This is a genomic window from Nocardia sp. NPDC051990 (assembly GCF_040680755.1).
In the GTDB taxonomy this organism is placed as follows: Bacteria; Actinomycetota; Actinomycetes; order Mycobacteriales; family Mycobacteriaceae; genus Nocardia.
In genome coordinates, this window is record NZ_JBFAXH010000007.1 from 86,581 (window position 1) to 104,151 (window position 17,571).

Consider the following 17,571-nt stretch of genomic DNA (forward strand, 5'->3'; position numbering starts at 1 on the left):
GTGCGCATACGCGAAGCCGGTATCCCGGTCTACCTGCTGATCGACCGCGACAGCGGGGAATCCATCGTGTTCAGTCGTCCCGACGATGGTGTCTCCGCCAGCACCATCCGGCACCGATTCGGCAAGACGGTCGTGCTGCCGGACCCAGTCGGCTCACGGTGGATGCCGAGGCCCTCGAGCCCTGGGTCCGGTGACGGCCTCATGCGTGTTCGACACAACCCTGGTCGCTGAAAAAGGGGATGCGGGACACCGGTAGGCTGGATATTTGTGCAGACCCACGAGATCCGACGGCGATTCCTGGACCATTTCGTCCGTGCCGGACACACCGAGGTGCCCAGTGCCTCGCTGATCCTGGCCGACCCGACCCTGCTGTTCGTCAACGCGGGCATGGTTCAGTTCAAGCCGTATTTCTTGGGCCAGGAGGCGCCGCCGTTCCCACGCGCGACCAGTGTGCAGAAATGCGTCCGCACCGGCGATATCGAAGAGGTCGGTGTCACCACCCGGCACAACACCTTCTTCCAGATGGCGGGCAACTTCTCCTTCGGTGACTACTTCAAGGAGGATGCCATCACCCTCGCCTGGGAGTTGATCACCACATCACAGGAGGACGGCGGCTACGGCTTCGATCCCGAGCGGATCTGGGTGACGGCCTACGAATCGGATCCAGAGGCCGCCGAGATCTGGCACCGGGTCGCGGGCATTCCGAAGGAGCGGATCCAGTTCCGCGACGGCAAGGACAACTACTGGGATATGGGTGTGCCCGGCCCGGGCGGCCCGTGTTCGGAGATCTACTACGACCGCGGCGCCGAATACGGCAAGGACGGTGGTCCGGTCGCCGACGAGGACCGCTACCTGGAGATCTGGAATCTGGTCTTCATGCAGGACATCCGCGGTGAGCAGAGCCCCAAGCTCGGCTACCCGCCGATCGGGTCGCTGCCCAAGAAGAATATCGATACCGGTATGGGCGTCGAGCGCATCGCGCTGCTGCTGCAGGGCGTCGACAACGTCTACGAGACCGACCTGCTCCGCCCGATCATCGATAAGGCCGAGGAGTTGACCGGCCGGTCCTACGGTGTCGAACACGAGGACGACCGCCGCTTCCGCGTCATCGCCGACCATGCCCGCACCTCGGCCATGCTGATCGCCGACGGCGTCAACCCGGGTAATGAGGGCCGTGGCTATGTGCTGCGCCGCCTGCTGCGCCGGATCGTGCGCTCGGCCCGGCTGCTCGGCGCGGATAAGCCGGTGATCGGCGAATTCATGAAGGTCGTCAGCGAGCTGATGTCGCCGTCGTATCCGGAACTGGCCACCGACTTCGCGCGGATCGAGAATGTTGCGGTGGGTGAGGAGACCGCGTTCCTCAAGACCTTGAATACCGGCTCCCGGTTGTTCGCCGACGCCGTCGACGAGGTTGCGGCCAAGGGCGGCAAGACAATTCCGGGTTCGGATGCCTTCAAATTGCACGACACCTATGGCTTCCCGATCGAGCTGACCCTGGAGATGGCGGCCGAGGCCGGACTGTCGGTCGACGAGGAGGGCTTCCGCTCGCTCATGGCCGAGCAGCGCAAGATGGCCAAGGAGGATGCGCAGGCGCGCAAGCACGGACATGCCGACCTGTCCATCTACAAGGAGTTGGTCGATCGTGGTGCAACGGAATTCACCGGTTTCGACGAGCTGACCTCCGAGGCGCACGTCCTCGCGCTGATCGCCGATGGCGTCCGGGTGCCGGCCGCGGCCGCCGGTCAGGACGTCGAGGTCATCCTGGACCGCAGTCCGCTGTACGCGGAGTCCGGCGGTCAGATCGCTGATCGCGGCACCATTACGGCGCAGGGCCTCAAGCTGCGGGTCAACGATGTGCAGAAGATCGCCAAGAAGCTGTGGGTGCACAAGACCACGGTCGAACAGGGCCAGATCACCGAGGGCGATGTCGTTCTCGCCCAAGCCGATCCGGCCTGGCGCCACGGTGCCACCCAGGGCCACTCCGGCACGCATATGGTGCATGCTGCGCTGCGCCAGGTACTCGGCCCGAATGCCGTGCAGGCCGGTTCACTGAACAAGCCCGGCTATCTGCGCTTCGACTTCAACTGGCAGGGCCAGCTCACCGAGCAGCAAAAGGCCGATATCGAGGCCGTCTCCAATGACGCTGTCGGCGCGGACTTCCCGGTGAATACCTTTGTCACCGATCTGCCCAAGGCCAAGCAGATGGGCGCGCTCGCACTGTTCGGCGAGAACTACGGCGACGAGGTACGGGTGGTGGAGATCGGCGGACCGTTCTCGATGGAGCTGTGCGGTGGTACGCACGTACAGCATTCCTCGCAGATCGGCCCGATCACCGTGCTTGGCGAATCGGCGATCGGTTCCGGTAAGCGGCGCGTGGAGGCCTTCGTCGGCCTGGACTCCTATAAGTATCTGGCGAAGGAGCGTGCGCTGCTTGCCGGTGTCGCGTCCGCGCTGAAGGTGCCTTCGGAGGAGGTGCCCGCACGCGTCGAGCAGCTCGTGGAGCGGCTGAAGGTGGCCGAGAAGGAGCTCGAGCGCACCAAGATCGCCACGGTACTCGCTTCGGCGGCCAAATTCGTCGACGAGGCTGAGCGGGTCGGCAGTGTGCTGCTGGTGGCCGCCGCCGCGCCCGAAGGTATCGCCGCGGGTGACCTGCGCACCCTCGCCACCGATATCCGTGGCCGGTTCGGCACCGAACCGGCCATCGTCGTGCTGCTCGGCAATGCCGATGGCAAGGTGCCGTTCGTCGTGACGGTCAATAAGAGCGCGCAGGATCTCGGCTTCAAGGCCGGAGATCTGGTCGCCAGCTTCGGCCCGAGCATTTCCGGTCGCGGCGGCGGCAAGCCGGAGATGGCGCAGGGCGCGGGTTCGGACCCCTCGGGTATCGATGTCGGTCTGGCCGCGGTCCGTGCCCGGGTGGCCGAACTCGCCGGGTGATGGGCGACCCGGAGAGTCATCGTCCTTCGCCCGTCACCGATCCCGGCCGCGGCAGGCGGATCGGCATCGACGTCGGCAGCGTCCGAATCGGGGTCGCCTCCAGCGACCCGGACGGCATGCTCGCCACGCCTGTGGAAACGGTGGCGCGCGCGAAGCCGAATCAGCGCGCGTCGGCCAGCGATATCGCCAGGATTGCCGAAATTGTGCGGGAGTACGAAGCTGTCGAGGTCATCGTCGGTCTGCCACGGACATTGCGCGGGGAAAAGGGGACCGCCGCTGCTGCGGCGATGGCGTTCGCGGAGCATTTGCGCGCAGTCATAGCACCTGTGCCTATCCGACTTTCCGACGAACGTTTGACTACGGTGTCAGCTGCACGTGCATTGCGGGACAGTGGAGTTCGCGCGCGTGGCCAGCGGCACGTGATCGATCAGGCGGCGGCTGTAGCGATCCTGCAGGGATGGTTGGACGAACGGAGTGCAGTGTTGAAGTCGGCCGAAGCAGCGTCTGAGTCCGGAGACGGTGCATGACGGATCGATGGGCGCAAGCCGAGGAGCGTTTCCGTCAGCGCGAGGCTGAGCGGCGTTACCGGCGAAACGACCAGGCATGGGAGGAATACGAGGACGACACGACGGTTATCCCGCGCTATACCGACGAAGATTACGATGAGCCGGTCGATGCCGGGCGTTCGCGGCGTGCTGCTCCGCAGCGTGCCGAGCGTGGGGAACCGCGACGCGGGCGTCCTCAGCGGGCCGAGGATGCGCAGCGGCGGGGGTCCCGCGATGACGGGCTGGATGACGGACGCTCCGATGCCGCGGCCGCGCGGTCCGGTCGCGGCCGGTCCGAGCGCGGCGAAAGTCGGACCGAGGAGCGTGCGGAGTCCCGCTCGGAGCGTCAGCGCAGTGCGCCCGGTCGCGGTCGACGATCCCGGGCGGCCTCCCGCAAGGCTGCCGAGCGGAAGAAGCGCCGCCGGAATCTGTGGCTCATGGGTGCGCTGTTCGTGGCGCTGTTCGCCGGCGCCGCGGTGTTCGCTGGGTTGAAAGTCGTCAAGATGTTCGGCGCGCCCGAGGATTTCGCGGGCCCAGTCGGACCGCTGGTGGTGGTGCAGGTGCATCCGGGCGACACGTCGAACCAGATCGCGGAGGAGATGCAGAAGAAGGGCGTCGTCGCGAGCAGTCAGGCCTTCTTTCAAGCGGCCGTGCGCAATTCGAATATGAGTTCGGTGCAGCCTGGCTACTACGCGATCCCGAGCCACAGCCCGTCCACGCAGGCGGTGACGGCGCTGCTCGGCAAGAGTTCGCGGGTCGGCAATCTGGTCGTCTCGGAGGGACGGCAGCTACACGACCAGCACGACGTGAATACCGGCTCGCGTAAGGACGGCATCTACCGCAAGATCGCCGACGCCAGCTGCGTCGGCACCGGCACGAATCAGAAGTGCATCACCTACGACCAGCTCGACGCCGCCGGGGCGGGTGCGGATCTGGCCGCCCTCGGCGTGCCGAGCTGGGCCGAGCAGCGGGTGCGTGACGTGCCGGACCGCAACCGGCAGCTGGAGGGTCTGATCGCCGCGGGCACTTGGGATTTCGATCCGAGTGGTACGCCGGAGCAGATCCTGAAGCAGCTGGTCAGCGCGAGTGCGCAGGGCTACGAGTCGACCGGTCTGCTGCAGTCGGGCGCCGAGACGAAGCTGAATCCGTACCAGACTCTGATCGCCGCCTCGCTGGTGGAACGCGAAGCGCTGCCGCAGGATATGGGCAAGGTGGCGCGGGTGATCGTGAACCGGCTCGCGGACAGCCTGCCGCTGCAGTTCGACTCGACGGTGAACTATGCATTGGACCGCACCGAGGTCGCGACCACCGACACCGACCGCACCAAGCGCACGCCGTGGAATACCTACGCCATGCCGGGACTGCCCGCGACCCCGATCTCCGCGCCGTCATTGAATGCGTTGCGCGCGATGGAGAATCCGGAGCCGGGGACCTGGTTGTACTTCGTGACCATCGATAAACAGGGGACCACCTTGTTCACCGAGAGCTACAACGAACATCTGCGCAATATCGAAAAGGCCAGGCAGAGCGGAATTCTCGACAGTGGGCGGTGAGGCGATGCCGGAAACGCGCAAGGCGGCCGTGCTCGGTAAGCCGATCGCGCATTCGCGTTCGCCGCAGCTGCATTTGGCGGCCTACCGTGCGCTCGGCCTCGATTGGACCTATGAGCGGATCGAATGTTCGGCCGAACAGTTGCCCGGTCTGGTCGATGGGCTCGGTCCGGAATGGGTCGGGCTTTCGGTGACGATGCCGGGTAAAGAGGCCGCGCTGGCATACGCGAGCGAACGGACGGAGCGTGCGGTGCTGGTGGGCTCGGCGAACACTCTGGTTCGGATCGGTTCGGAAACGGTCGGCGGCTGGCGTGCCGATTGCACCGATGTCGACGGTGTGCTCGGCGCGTTGCGCGGTGGTGGTGTCGGCGAGCTGACCAAGGCCGTCGTACTCGGTGCGGGCGGGACCGCACGTCCGGCGTTGCTCGCGTTATCCGAACTCGGCGCGAAGACGGTAACCGTTGTCGCCCGCGATGCCGGAAGGGCGCGTGGCGCGGTCGATCTCGCGGAGCGGCTCGGTATGACCGCCGCCGTGATCGCCTTCGACAAGGACGTATTGCGCGCGGTGTGCACGGATGCCGGTGCCGTGGTCAGCACGATCCCGGCCGAGGCCGGCGCCGTTGTCGCCGAGGCAGTGGCGACGGCCCCGGTGGTACTCGACGCGATATACAATCCCTGGCCGACGCCGCTGGCCATTGCGGTCGTGCGGGCGGGGCACACCGTGGTGAGCGGGCTGGAGATGCTACTGAATCAGGCCTACGGGCAGGTCGAACAGTTCACCGGCCGCGCGGCGCCGCATGCGGAGATGGCCGCGGCGATAAATCTGTAACCGGTTCTCATTTGGATCCGGTCGACTCGAGGCTATCGTGTTGACCATGAATGGTTGGGTGTTGCGGGCCACAGTGCTCGGCGCGCTGGTCGTTTTCCTGCGTGCCGCGCTGGGATTCGCGATGGTGTACTGGCCGACCCAGGGCAGTTGGATGCGACCGCTGTGTCTGGTGGTGCTGCTCGCGGCCGTCGTGTACTGGGGCGTGCTCGATGGCCGCAAGGACCGTGCGGTCCATCCGGATCCGGAGCACGGTTCGGACCTCACCATCCTGTGGCTGAAGACCGCAGCTGCCGCGGGCCTGGGTAGTGGCGCGGTCTCGTGGCTGCTCGACTGGCTGCCCCGGTTCGATCTCGGCGATAACGCTTTGCTCTTCGAACTGACCGCGGGCGCGTCCTTCATCGTCCTGCTGGTCTTCATTCCGGGCCTGATCGGTATCGGCATCGGCCGCATCATCGCCGACCGCCGGATCAACAAGTCCGCGAACCGGCCCGCACCCCAGGCACCAGGGTCCGCTGCGACTCCCGCGTAGCCGCTCACGAATTCGACCGCAGGCGACCCTTCATCGACTGGAGGGTCGCCTGCACTTTTCCGGACAGGTCGCAGTCCTGTTCGCGACTATAGGAGGATCGCGCCGGTGTTCGGACTGTCCTCGCGGGCGATGGCCGAGTAGGCGGCGGCCAACAGGGTGGGGTCCGGGCCTTCGAGGCGGCCGGGTTTGGCGAGGCCGTCGAGGACCACGAAGCGCAGCAGGCCGGAGCGGGTCTTCTTATCGGTCTGCATGGCGTCGAGGAGTTGGGGGAGGGCGTCGGCGTCGTAGCTGGTCGGCAGGCCGACGCTGGTCAGGACGGTGCGATGGCGGTCGGCGGTGGCGTCGTCGAGGCGACCGGCGAGGCGGCCGAGTTCGGCGGCGAAGACCAGACCGACCGAGACGGCCGCACCGTGTCGCCACCGGTAGCGCTCGCGCCGCTCGATGGCGTGGCCGAGAGTGTGGCCGTAGTTGAGGATCTCGCGCAGGCTGGCTTCCTTGAGATCGGCGGCGACGACATCGGCCTTGACCTGGATGGCGCGGCGGATCAGTTCGGGCAGAACATCGCCGGTCGGGTCGAGTGCGGCCTTCGGATCGCGCTCCACCAACTCCAGGATCACCGGGTCGGCGATGAAACCGGCCTTGATGATCTCGGCCATACCCGCGACGATCTCGTTGCGCGGCACCGTTTCCAGGGTTGCCAGATCCACGAGCACCGCAGCCGGTTCGTGGAAGCTGCCGACGAGATTCTTACCCGCTTCGGTATTGATACCGGTCTTACCACCGACGGCCGCGTCGACCATGGCCAGCAGCGTGGTTGGCACATGCACGATGCGCACCCCGCGCATCCACGTGGCGGCGACGAATCCGGCCAGATCGGTCGCCGCGCCGCCGCCGAGGGATACCACGACATCATTGCGGGTCAGACCGATGCGGCCGAGCACCTCCCAACAGAAGCCGGCCACGGCCAGATCCTTACCCGCCTCGGCATCCGGGATTTCGACGCGGTGTGCGTCGATGCCGTTGTCGGCCAACGCCTTGCGCACCACCTCGGCGGTTTCGGCCAGCGGCGGCTGATGGAAGATCGCGACAGTGCGCACACCGGTGGTGGCGCCGGCGACCGACTCGACGAGCTCACCGAGCAGGCCGCGGCCGATGATCACCGGATACGGATCGGCGGTACGCACCTCGATGCGACTCGGCTCGGTCAGGCCGGTCGGGTGCTGGTCGGCTGGGCTGATAGGGCGCTCGCTTCGCTCACTCATGGGTACTCGGCTCCGATTCTGTGCGTGCTGTTTGTTTGAGCGTTCGCGCGCGGGCGCGACGGGCCCGGGTGCGCCGGGACCGGCTTCCGGGTGTTGCCCCCTCACCGGATACTTCGGAACCAGCGGGGCCATTGCCGATTTTGCCGGTGGACTTGGAGCGGTCGACCGTCGCGGTATCGGTCGTGCTCCGGTTGGCCGCGGTGATCTTGCCGGCGGGCTCGATCCGGTCGGTCGCCGCTGATTCGGCGCTATCCGCCTGCGCGGCGGCGGCCCTGCGCCGGGCCGCCGCACGGGCCCTGGCAGCGCGCCGGGCTCGGGATCTACTGCTGCCCTGCGGTTTCGACGCTACGACTTCCGGCGCACCGCTGGAATCGGGCTCCGCTTCTTGCGGCAGCACCGATTCCATGCCCAGCTTCGCCATGATCATCCGTACGACGCGGCCCGGACTGCGGCCGTCGGTGCGCACCCGCACCGTGGCGACCTCTCGGTAGAGCGGTCGACGCTTGCGCATGAGCTCGCGATACTTCGCACCCGGGTCGGTACCGTTGAGCAGCGGTCGCTGCGTACTCGCGCCGGTGCGCCGAAGCCCTTCGGCCACACTGATTTCCAGATACACCACGGTGCGATTGCGCAGCAGGGCCCTGGTGTCCTCGGACAGCACGGCTCCGCCACCGAGCGACACCACACCGCGTTCGGCGAGGATGGCGCGGCGCACCACCTGCTCCTCGATTCGGCGGAACTCCGGTTCGCCATCCTCGCTGAAGATCTCCGGGATGGTGCGCCCGGTCTCGCGCTCGATTCCGGCATCGGTGTCGTAGAGCTCGACCCCGAGTTCCTTGGCGAGCTTGCGGCCGATCGTCGATTTCCCCGCCCCCGGCGGTCCGACCAGCACCACGCGCGGTGCGCGCGGATCGGACTGCACGATCATTGCGGCACGTGTGGTCGGGTGCCGACGCGCTTGACGTAGCTCGTGATGTTGTCGACGGTCTCGACCAGCGAATCGCCGCCGAACTTCTCCAGCGCGGCCTGCGCGACGACCAGCGCGACCATGGTCTCGGCGACCACACCCGCGGCGGGTACGGCACAGACATCCGAGCGCTGGTGGATGGCGACGGCCTCCTCGCCGGTGGTCATATCTACCGTGGCCAGCGCACGCGGCACCGTCGAGATCGGCTTCATCGCGGCGCGCACGCGCAGCGGCTCGCCATTGGTCATACCGCCCTCGAGACCACCCGCACGGTTGGTCGAGCGCAGCACGCCGTCCGGTCCCGGCTTCATCTCGTCATGTGCCTGGCTGCCGCGGCGGCGCGCGGTTTCGAAACCGTCGCCGACCTCGACGCCCTTGATCGCCTGAATTCCCATGAGCGCGCCTGCGAGTCGCGAATCCAGCCGATCTGCGCCACTGATGAACGAACCCAATCCGACGGGTAGCCCCGCCACGACCACCTCGACCACACCGCCGAGGGTGTCGCCGTCCTTCTTGGCGGCCTCGATCTCGGCGATCATCGCGGTCTCGGCGTCCTTGTCGAAGGCACGCACCGGGCTCTCATCGATAGCGGCCAGGTCGGCGGCGGTCGGCACGATGCCGGTGGTGTTGGCGGCGGTGCCGATCGAAACGACATGCGAGACGACCTCGACGCCGAATGCCTGCCGCAGGAAGTTCCTGGCGACCGTGCCAGCCGCGACACGCGCGGCAGTCTCGCGGGCGCTGGCCCGCTCCAATACGTTGCGGGCGTCGTTGAAGTTGTACTTGAGCATGCCCGAGTAGTCGGCATGGCCGGGCCGCGGCCGGGTCAGCGGTGCGTTGCGGGCCAGATCGGCGAGTTCGCTCTCGTCCACCGGGTCCGCGGCCATGACCGTCGTCCACTTCGACCATTCGGAGTTCGCGATCTCGATGGCGACCGGTCCGCCCATGGTGCGCCCGTGCCGCACCCCGCCGATGATGGTGACCTTGTCGGCCTCGAACTTCATCCGGGCGCCGCGCCCGTACCCGAGCCGACGGCGCGCCAACTGTGCGGAGATCTCGTCGGACGTCACCTCGACACCGGCCACCATCCCCTCGAGGATGGTGACGAGAGCGGGACCATGGGATTCTCCGGCAGTTATCCAGCGCAACACGCCGTCCATCTTCCCATGTCGGCGCGGGTGCTCCGGCACGCGGCCCGCCGTGATCATCTGCACGGCCGCGCCCACGGTATCGGCTAGCCATACGCCGCCGCCAGGCTCAGCACCGTCGCGAGGCACATGGCGGGCCCATGGGGTAGCGGATGCGGTCCGGCACGATCAGCACCGGATCGAATCCGCCAGTGGGCCAACACAGCGAGTCCGAACGTCGCGGTGAGAATCGGTGCGACGAGCGCCGCTCTTACCCAGACCTGCGCACCGCCCAGTGCGGTGACCGCGCCGAGTCCGACGGCCAGCTTCACATCACCCGCCCCGAGTGTGGCGGGTGCGATCAAGTGCACCAATAAATATGGCATCGCCAACCACACCGAACCGACCACCGCGGCGGTGAATTGTGTTGTGAACAGCGCATATCCGAAGATGACCACCGCGCCGGAGGCGGTGAGCGCATTGGGCAGTCGGCGCTGCCGGAGATCGCAGGCGGTGAGCACCAAGCACCAGAGCGCCAGCAGGGCAAAAGCGATGGGGGACATGGCTTTCAGCCTCGTCCGCCCCGGTCGTGGAAGCAGCCCCTATTTCCGGATTGGGGATAACCGATCGGTATGTGAACATCGATCGCCTCGCTCGAATACCGCGATACCGGTGTTTTATGCGGGATCTACGGGTGTCGGCGGTAGTTTTGACACATGTCTGCTGATCACGCGGGCCCTTGGCCCGACTACGCGGCACGCCGTGGCGCACTGCGCAGTCTGCTGGTGGAGAACGAGGTCGACGTGCTGTTGATCACCGATCTGGTGAACATCAGGTACCTGACCGGCTTCACCGGGTCCAATGCCGCACTGCTGGTGAACTCCTGGGATATGCGTAATTCCGAGGAGCGCACCGTGATCGGCACCGACGGACGCTATCTGAGCCAGGTCGCCGAGCAGGTGCCGGATCTGCGTGCCGAAATCGCCAGGGCCACCGCACGCAGAATCGTGGAGCTCGCGGGGGAGTGGCAGCTCGGCAGGATCGGCTACGAGAGCCACATCGTCACGGTCGACCAGCATCGCGGATTCATCGAGCAGAAGACCGGTTTGGAGTTCGTCGCCACTCCGGGGCTGGTCGAACAGCTGCGGATGGTCAAGGACGCTTACGAGATCGAACAGTTGCGCGCCGCCTGCGCCGTGGGGGACGCCGGGCTGGCGACCCTGCTGAAACGCGGCGGTCTCCGCCCTGGCCGCACGGAACGCCAGGTGGCCAGGGATCTCGAGTGGGCGATGTTCGAACACGGTGCCGATGCGGTCGCCTTCGAGACCATCGTGGCGACAGGTGCGAACTCCGCCATCCCGCATCACCGGCCCACTGAAGCCGTCCTGGCCGCCGGCGATTTCGTCAAGATCGACTTCGGCGCCATTGTCGGCGGCTACCACTCCGATATGACCCGCACCTTCGTGCTCGGTACCGCATCCGACTGGCATCGGGAGGTGTACGCGCTGGTCGAGGCGGCGCAGCGGGCCGGACGGGCGGCGCTGCAGCCCGGCGCGCAGGTCAGGGACGTGGATGCGGCGGCGCGCGCGGTGATCGAGGAAGCAGGGCACGGGAAGCTGTTCGTGCACGGTCTCGGGCACGGTGTCGGACTGCAGATCCACGAAGCGCCGGGAATCGCCAAAACCGGAACCGGTACACTTCTGTCTGGCGTGGCGGTGACCATCGAACCAGGTGTGTACTTCCCCGGCCGCGGCGGTGTCCGGATCGAGGACACGCTCGTGGTGCGCGAGGGGGGCCCGGATCTGCTCACCAACACCAGCAAAGACCTGACCGTCGTCGGCTGACGCCGGTTGGCCGAACATTCATGAACTAGGAGATCCGAGAACAGTGGCGGACACCAGCGACTTCAAGAACGGCCTCGTGCTGAAGATCGACGGTCAGCTCCAGCAGATCGTCGAATTCCAGCATGTCAAGCCGGGTAAGGGCCCTGCGTTCGTGCGGACCAAGCTGAAGAACGTGCTGTCCGGCAAGGTCGTCGACAAGACCTTCAACGCCGGCGTCAAAGTGGAGACCGCCACGGTCGACCGTCGCGATATGACCTACCTGTACCACGACGGCTCGGATTACGTCTTCATGGACGGCGAGACCTTCGACCAGATCTCCATCGGCGAGGACACCATCGGCCCCGGCGCCCGCTTCCTGCTGGAGAACATGGTCGTGCAGGTCGCCACGCATGAGGGCGCGCCGCTCTACGTCGAGCTGCCGGTCACTGTCGAGCTCGAGGTGCAGCACACCGATATCGGTCTGCAGGGCGACCGCTCCACCGGCGGCACCAAGCCCGCCACCCTGGAGACCGGCGCGGAGGTGCAGGTCCCGCTGTTCATCAACACCGGTGACAAGCTGCGCATCGATTCGCGCGACGGCAGCTACCTAGGCCGCGTGAACGCCTGATCGCCCGTCCTTCGCGGCTGTAGCGACGGGCCCGGCGGAGGTAGCGGAGCGTAACCACGGTGGGACCCGCTACTGCCGCCATCAAACAAGTGACAGGGATAATGACTGCTGTGGCGGAACAGCCCGTAGACAAGAAGTCCACGTTCAAGAAACTCGGCGCGCGCCACAAGGCCCGCCGCCGGGCGGTCGATCTGCTCTTCGAGGCCGAGGCCCGCGACGTGGACGCCGCCGACCTGCTCACCGAGCGGGCCGAGCTGGCCACCCAGGATCAGGCGGTCGCCCCGCTGCACGCCTACACCCGCACTCTGGTCGAGGGCGTTGCCGACGATCTGGATCGGGTGGACGGCACCATCGAGTCCTACCTCAAGGATTGGGAGCTGTCCCGGCTGCCCGCCGTCGACCGGGCCATCCTGCGGATCGCGGTGTGGGAGCTGTTCCACGCCAACGATGTTCCGCCGGTCGTCGCGGTGGACGAGGCGGTGGAGTTGGCCAAGGAGCTGTCCACCGACGATTCGCCCGGCTTCGTCAACGGTGTGCTCGGTCAGGTCGTGCTGGTTGCCCCGCAGGTGCGCGCGGCCGCCGCGGCGACCCGCGCACCGCGTCCTGAGTCGCAGGCGTGAGCAACAAGTACCTGGTCATGGCGTTGCGCAAGCCGTCTTTCGACCCGGCAGTGATCGAACCGCACCGCCAGTTCCTGAACGAGTTGCTCGAGCGCGGGCAGTTGGTGGAGAGCGGACGGTTCACCGACGGCACCGGCGGTGCATATGTGATTCACGCCGAAAGTCTCGAAGCCGCAAGGGAAATCGTGTTCACCGATCCGGTGCATACCACCGGTTCCTCGGAACTGATCGTGTACGAGTGGGAGATCGCGGTCTTCGCCTGACCGACAACCGAAAGCAGCCGCACAGCGAAATGGTGTGCGGCTGTTGTCGTTTCAGGACATATCGCGATCGGCAGCAGGGGCACCCGTGCTCCCGCTGGTGGGTGTACTTGCCCAGCGGGAGCGAACCGCGAGCTGCCGACAGTGACCGGCTCGCGGAATCGAGTGTGCCGGGCCCTGCGGTGCGCACCGACGGATGGTGGGCGCCGCATTCGGTGAACCTGGGCACGGCTAGATCCTGGTTCCTCAACCGCACTCGAGGTCAAGGGTTCGGCGCATGATCTGGGTCACTCGCGGTGAGCTAGGCGTGTGCACGACACTGTCGCAACATCGCGCCGAGACTGGTTGCGGCTCTACGAAATCACCCTCGCCTAGGCCATCGACCTCGGCAAGGTCGCTCCCGATAGCGAGCCCGCCGACCTCGCCTTCGAACTCGATGCCATAGCACGCACCGCGGCTCAGGACGCGCTGCTGTTCGGGCGAATCGACGCCCGACGAACGAGCCCGCCGCATCCTCGCCGCGCGACTGGTCGCCGTGTCCACACACCGGCCCGCCAGTGGGACTTGACGGTTCGCTCGTTGCGTCCACATCAGTGCACCTATCCTGGGTAGAAACCCTAGGGGAGGCCGAAACATATGGCACGGGTGCTGGTCTGGCTGCGGAACAATATCGACGGTCTCGTCGCCTTGGTTCTCGCGGCCATCTTCGGTGTGATCTCGTTGATCGATATCGGCTTCTTCGATGCGGATCTGATCAACGCGGTCATCCTGCTGGTGCTCGGTCTGCTGGCCACCACGCTGCTGCGTGATCGGCACCTGTCGGCCAAGGCCATTCGGGATTCGAATTCGGTGCAGCTGCTCTACGGTCCGGAGATCGGGCACGCGCATACGCTCGCGCGGCGCGGCACCGAACAGTGGCTGTTCAAGGGGGGAACCGGAACCTATCTGCGGGCCGTCACACTGCGCGAATGCGTCGAAAACGCCCGCCGCGACCAGCGTCCGCTGCGCGTCCAGGTCGAGGTCCTCGACCCGACCAATGAACAGCTGTGCAAGACCTATGCGCAATTCCGCTCGTCGCTGGTGCCGGAGGCCGACCGCACCGGCGAAATGTGGACCACCGAACGCACTCGCAAGGAGTCCTTCGCGACGGTGCTGGCCGCGTGCTGGTTCCGGCAGCGCTTCACCTTCCTGACCATCGATGTCGGTCTGTCGACGGTGATGACGACCTTCCGCTGGGACTTGTCGTCGAGTTGCGTCATTGTCACCCAGGACAATCCGAATACTCCGGCCCTGATGTTCGAGCGGGACAAGCCCTACTACCGGGACTTCAACCGGGAGCTGGTGGCCAGTTTCAAGCAGGCCAGGCAGGTGCCGCTCAGCCGAAGCGAGGAGTTGCCGCTGGCCGACGAGCCGTCGGTTGATCAGACCCGCGGACTGTTCGATGCGCTCGGTCTCGCGCTACCGGCCTCCTATACCGATCGCGACGTCGCCGATATCGTGCGCCGCGCGCTACAGCCGAGGAATCCGTACTGAATGAACGACTATGCCCGACTACGAAAGCTGATCGGCTCCGATGCGGCAGGTCCTGCGGTGCGACGTTGGACTCGAGATCTCATGACCGGGGTGCTGGCCGGTCGCGTCGATGTCGGCGCGGTCCGGCATCCGTTGGGGTTCTTGTGTTTTCCCGCATGGCGTGACGGCGGACTCGGCGTCTGCGTGCATGTCTGGACCGACGGGCTGCGGTCGTATCCGACGACCTCGGCGATGCACGCGCACAGCTGGGATCTGCTCAGCGTGGTGTTGTACGGCGAGGTCGGCAACGAGATACTCGAAGTGGAGAGCACTAGCGACCGGCCGACCCATCGCATCTTCGAAATCCACAGTGGCGTCGACGGCGATGTGGTGCGTGCGACCGAGCGATTGGTCCGCTATCGCACTCGATCCACTCGGCATTTCCGTGCCGGTGAGGTGTATACCCTGCCGCACGGGGTATTTCACCTCTCCGATGTGCGGGATGAGGCGGCGACCGTGGTGCTCGGCGAGGTGCGGCGCGGCCGACCGGACCGATCCCTCGGCACGCTCGCCACGACCGACCACCGGGTGCACCGAACCGGTTGCACCCCGACCGAAACCCGCCGTGCCGCACAGACCGTGCTGGACCACCTGTGTTTACCCACCCCGCCGGCTGGCATCCCCCAGCGGGAACCGAACCTGCTGGAACAACTGGAGGACCGATGCGAGCAGGCGACATAGCGAACCTGGCGCTGTCACCGGATGGTCGGGCGCTCGCCGATCCGGCTCCGATCAACCCCTTCGACCGGCTGGACACCCGGCTGATGACCGCCGCCGAGGTCGCCAGGGAAGCGGCGATCGAGGCGGGGCGGGCGATTCGGGAGGGGCTGGCCGGATCATTCACCGTCCGCACGAAGGACGCCAGCGGTGATCTGGTCACCGACCTGGACCTGCGCGCCGAACATATCATCGTCGGCCATATCCGTCGCGCCTTCCCGCGCCATCGCATCCTCGCCGAGGAATCCGGGCTGCAGGGCGTCGACGATTCCTGGTGCTGGGTCGTCGATCCGCTGGACGGCACCAATAACATCGCCATCGGCCTGCCCGTGTGTGCGATTGGTATCGCCCTGTGCCACAACGGAGTTCCGATAATCGGCCTGGTCCACGAACCATTGGCCGACCGCACCTGGTCCGCCGTGCGTGGATCCGGCGCAACGGGTCCGGACGGCCCGCTCTGGCGACCGCCGCACCGTCGCGTCGAATCCGCACCGACCCTGGCCTGGCTGCAGGGCTATCCGGTGACCCGCTCCGACACCACGGCCCGCGCCCTGCGCCTAGTCCTGGAATCCGGTTCCCGTCGGCTGATTCGACTGTGGTCTCCGCTGCTGTGCTGGGTCATGCTGAGCCGCGGCGATATCGACGGATTCGTCGGTTATCGAGCGGGTTTGGTCGACCTGCCCGCGGGCGCCCTGCTGGCCCGCGAATCCGGGATCCATATCACCGATTTCGACGGTGCACCGCTCGACGACCACCTCGATCTTCCTGGCGGCGAGGTGAACTTTATTGCCGCCAGCACCGAAATGCTGCCCGAGTTGGCCTTGCTGGTGAAGGCCGCCGCCGAGGTTACCGTGACGGGGCTGCCGGGCTGAGGGGCGATTGAGCCGATCGTTCTATCCCGTCGCCAACAGCGCAGCTACGGCACCGGTCGTGGCGACGACCGCGAGCCCGAGTCCGGTGAGCACGAACCGCGGCATCGGCACCCGAACACTATGGGTGCGGCAGAACTCCAGGCACAGCAGCGTTGCCAGCGATGCCCATGGCGTCACGATCGGCCCTACGTTGGTGCCGATGAGCAAGGCCAGCAACTGATTTCGATTCTCCTCGGGCGCTACCGCCTCACCGGCGGTGTAAGCCGGAAGATTGTTGGCCAGATTGGACAGTCCAGCACCCGCGCCCGCGGCCCGGTACGCACCGACAACGCCGGATTCGTGCCCGATCAGCGCTTGCATGACATCACGGAGTCCGAACCTGCTCAATGTCGGTACCACCAGGAACAATCCGACCACGAAAACCAGCAATTGCCACGGGATCAGAGAAAGTCGTAGCGACGAACGGTCGACGATCGCGAAGGCCGCCACCGCAATGGCGGCGGCGAGGGTTGCGGCAATGCCGATCCGGTCACCCACGATCGGAATCGCCACGATGAACAGCAGACACGCGCCGGCCGTCGTGTAGAGCAGCGTGCGTTCCCTGGCGTTCTTCGGGCGAATCGGTTCCGGCGGTATATACCGGTCGGTGTCACGGCGGCCGCGCCGCCAGTACCAGACCCATAGGCACACCATGGTCGCCGCGATCGACACCAGCTGCGGCGCCCACATCCGCGCCGCGAAATCCGTGGCACGCAGCGCAACCCGGTCGGCGGCCAGAAGATTGGTGAGATTCGAGACCGGCAGCAGCAGACTCGCCGTATTGGCCAGCCAGAGCGTGGTCATCGCCAATGGCAGTGGCGGAATGCGGGCCGGCACCGCCAGCGCGAGCATGACCGGGGTGAGCAATACGGCGGTGGTATCGAGATTGAGCAGAATCGTTGTCGCCGCCGCGAAAAGCACGCAGAGCAGGAACAACGCCGGATAGTAGCCGCGCCCGAGAATGGCCAGCCGGTGTGCGATCACATCGAACACCTTCGCCTGCCGCGTCAGCTCCGCGAGAATGATCACACTGCACAGGAACAGCAGCAACGGACCGATCCGGCGCATATTGTCGGCGGCCTCGGCACGCGGCAGCAATCCGGTCGCCACACACAGCAGTCCGGCCGCGAAGAGTCCGAGCCGGACCCAATCCAGTATGCTCAGCGCCCATCTCGGCGGCGCGGACACCAGGGCACTCGACGGCGGGTTCTCCGCAGCGGAATCGACCTGTCGCTCGGGCACATGCCTATCATGCAGCATATCTGCTGGGCCACTTCCGCATTCGGTCCGCATAATG

Annotated in this window: 16 protein-coding genes and 1 pseudogene; 12 read left to right on the forward strand and 5 right to left on the reverse strand. The window is 66.4% G+C overall.

The window, feature by feature from the left end:
- Positions 1-267 precede the first annotated feature (267 nt).
- The 5 genes from alaS to AB0L63_RS15795 are packed head-to-tail and all read left to right on the forward strand — an operon-like array spanning position 268 to position 6,387.
- Positions 268-2,934, forward strand: coding sequence for an alanine--tRNA ligase (gene alaS, locus AB0L63_RS15775; RefSeq protein ID WP_364500472.1), 2,667 nt, complete (start codon positions 268-270; stop codon positions 2,932-2,934).
- Positions 2,934-3,461, forward strand: coding sequence for a Holliday junction resolvase RuvX (gene ruvX / locus AB0L63_RS15780; protein ID WP_364500474.1), 528 nt, complete (start codon positions 2,934-2,936; stop codon positions 3,459-3,461). Before alaS ends, ruvX begins: the two co-directional genes overlap by 1 nt.
- The gene (locus AB0L63_RS15785) at positions 3,458-5,032 is read left to right on the forward strand and encodes an endolytic transglycosylase MltG (RefSeq protein WP_364500477.1); all 1,575 of its coding nucleotides are present in this window, start codon (positions 3,458-3,460) and stop codon (positions 5,030-5,032) included. Before ruvX ends, AB0L63_RS15785 begins: the two co-directional genes overlap by 4 nt.
- 4 nt (positions 5,033-5,036) lie before the next feature.
- Complete coding sequence (locus AB0L63_RS15790) at positions 5,037-5,858, forward strand: shikimate dehydrogenase (protein ID WP_364500479.1); 822 nt, start codon at positions 5,037-5,039, stop codon at positions 5,856-5,858.
- Positions 5,859-5,904: 46 nt separating this feature from the next.
- Positions 5,905-6,387 carry a B-4DMT family transporter gene (locus AB0L63_RS15795; RefSeq protein WP_364501054.1) on the forward strand — a complete coding sequence of 161 codons (483 nt, stop codon included), beginning with the start codon at positions 5,905-5,907 and terminating at the stop codon, positions 6,385-6,387.
- Between the two features lie 86 nt (positions 6,388-6,473).
- On the opposite strand, the gene aroB is transcribed toward AB0L63_RS15795, so the two are convergent.
- The 4 genes and pseudogenes from aroB to AB0L63_RS15815 form a co-directional block, all read right to left on the reverse strand.
- Positions 6,474-7,595, reverse strand: coding sequence for a 3-dehydroquinate synthase (gene aroB, locus AB0L63_RS15800; RefSeq protein ID WP_364501057.1), 1,122 nt, complete (start codon positions 7,593-7,595; stop codon positions 6,474-6,476).
- A gap of 463 nt (positions 7,596-8,058) precedes the next feature.
- Positions 8,059-8,577 (reverse strand): annotated as a pseudogene (locus AB0L63_RS15805) (shikimate kinase); the annotation flags it as partial.
- The gene (aroC, locus tag AB0L63_RS15810; RefSeq protein ID WP_364501060.1) at positions 8,574-9,767 is read right to left on the reverse strand and encodes a chorismate synthase; all 1,194 of its coding nucleotides are present in this window, start codon (positions 9,765-9,767) and stop codon (positions 8,574-8,576) included. The gene aroC and the pseudogene AB0L63_RS15805, both read right to left, overlap by 4 nt.
- Positions 9,768-9,850: 83 nt before the next feature.
- Positions 9,851-10,306, reverse strand: coding sequence for an A24 family peptidase (locus AB0L63_RS15815; RefSeq protein ID WP_364500482.1), 456 nt, complete (start codon positions 10,304-10,306; stop codon positions 9,851-9,853).
- 153 nt (positions 10,307-10,459) lie between these two features.
- On the opposite strand from AB0L63_RS15815, the gene AB0L63_RS15820 reads away from it, so the two are divergent.
- From AB0L63_RS15820 to AB0L63_RS15850, 7 genes are all read left to right on the forward strand, one after another.
- Complete coding sequence (locus tag AB0L63_RS15820) at positions 10,460-11,587, forward strand: Xaa-Pro peptidase family protein (protein WP_364500484.1); 1,128 nt, start codon at positions 10,460-10,462, stop codon at positions 11,585-11,587.
- 43 nt (positions 11,588-11,630) lie between these two features.
- Positions 11,631-12,194, forward strand: coding sequence for an elongation factor P (efp, locus tag AB0L63_RS15825; protein ID WP_364500488.1), 564 nt, complete (start codon positions 11,631-11,633; stop codon positions 12,192-12,194).
- A 110-nt stretch (positions 12,195-12,304) separates the two neighbouring features.
- Positions 12,305-12,814 (forward strand): transcription antitermination factor NusB, encoded by a 510-nt coding sequence (nusB, locus tag AB0L63_RS15830; protein WP_364500491.1) that lies wholly within the window; start codon positions 12,305-12,307, stop codon positions 12,812-12,814.
- The gene (locus tag AB0L63_RS15835) at positions 12,811-13,077 is read left to right on the forward strand and encodes a YciI family protein (protein WP_364500493.1); all 267 of its coding nucleotides are present in this window, start codon (positions 12,811-12,813) and stop codon (positions 13,075-13,077) included. Before nusB ends, AB0L63_RS15835 begins: the two co-directional genes overlap by 4 nt.
- 633 nt (positions 13,078-13,710) lie before the next feature.
- Positions 13,711-14,607: a hypothetical protein gene (locus AB0L63_RS15840; RefSeq protein ID WP_364500496.1), complete on the forward strand. Its 897-nt coding sequence runs from the start codon at positions 13,711-13,713 to the stop codon at positions 14,605-14,607.
- A complete protein-coding gene (locus AB0L63_RS15845) occupies positions 14,608-15,327 on the forward strand; it encodes a hypothetical protein (RefSeq protein ID WP_364500499.1) in 720 nt (239 codons plus the stop codon).
- Positions 15,309-16,235 carry an inositol monophosphatase gene (locus AB0L63_RS15850; protein ID WP_364500502.1) on the forward strand — a complete coding sequence of 309 codons (927 nt, stop codon included), beginning with the start codon at positions 15,309-15,311 and terminating at the stop codon, positions 16,233-16,235. The genes AB0L63_RS15845 and AB0L63_RS15850 overlap by 19 nt, the downstream gene beginning before the upstream one ends.
- Positions 16,236-16,256: 21 nt before the next feature.
- Here AB0L63_RS15850 and AB0L63_RS15855 read toward each other — a convergent pair whose 3' ends face one another.
- Complete coding sequence (locus AB0L63_RS15855; RefSeq protein WP_364500505.1) at positions 16,257-17,516, reverse strand: SLC13 family permease; 1,260 nt, start codon at positions 17,514-17,516, stop codon at positions 16,257-16,259.
- Between the last annotated feature and the right edge of the window lie 55 nt (positions 17,517-17,571).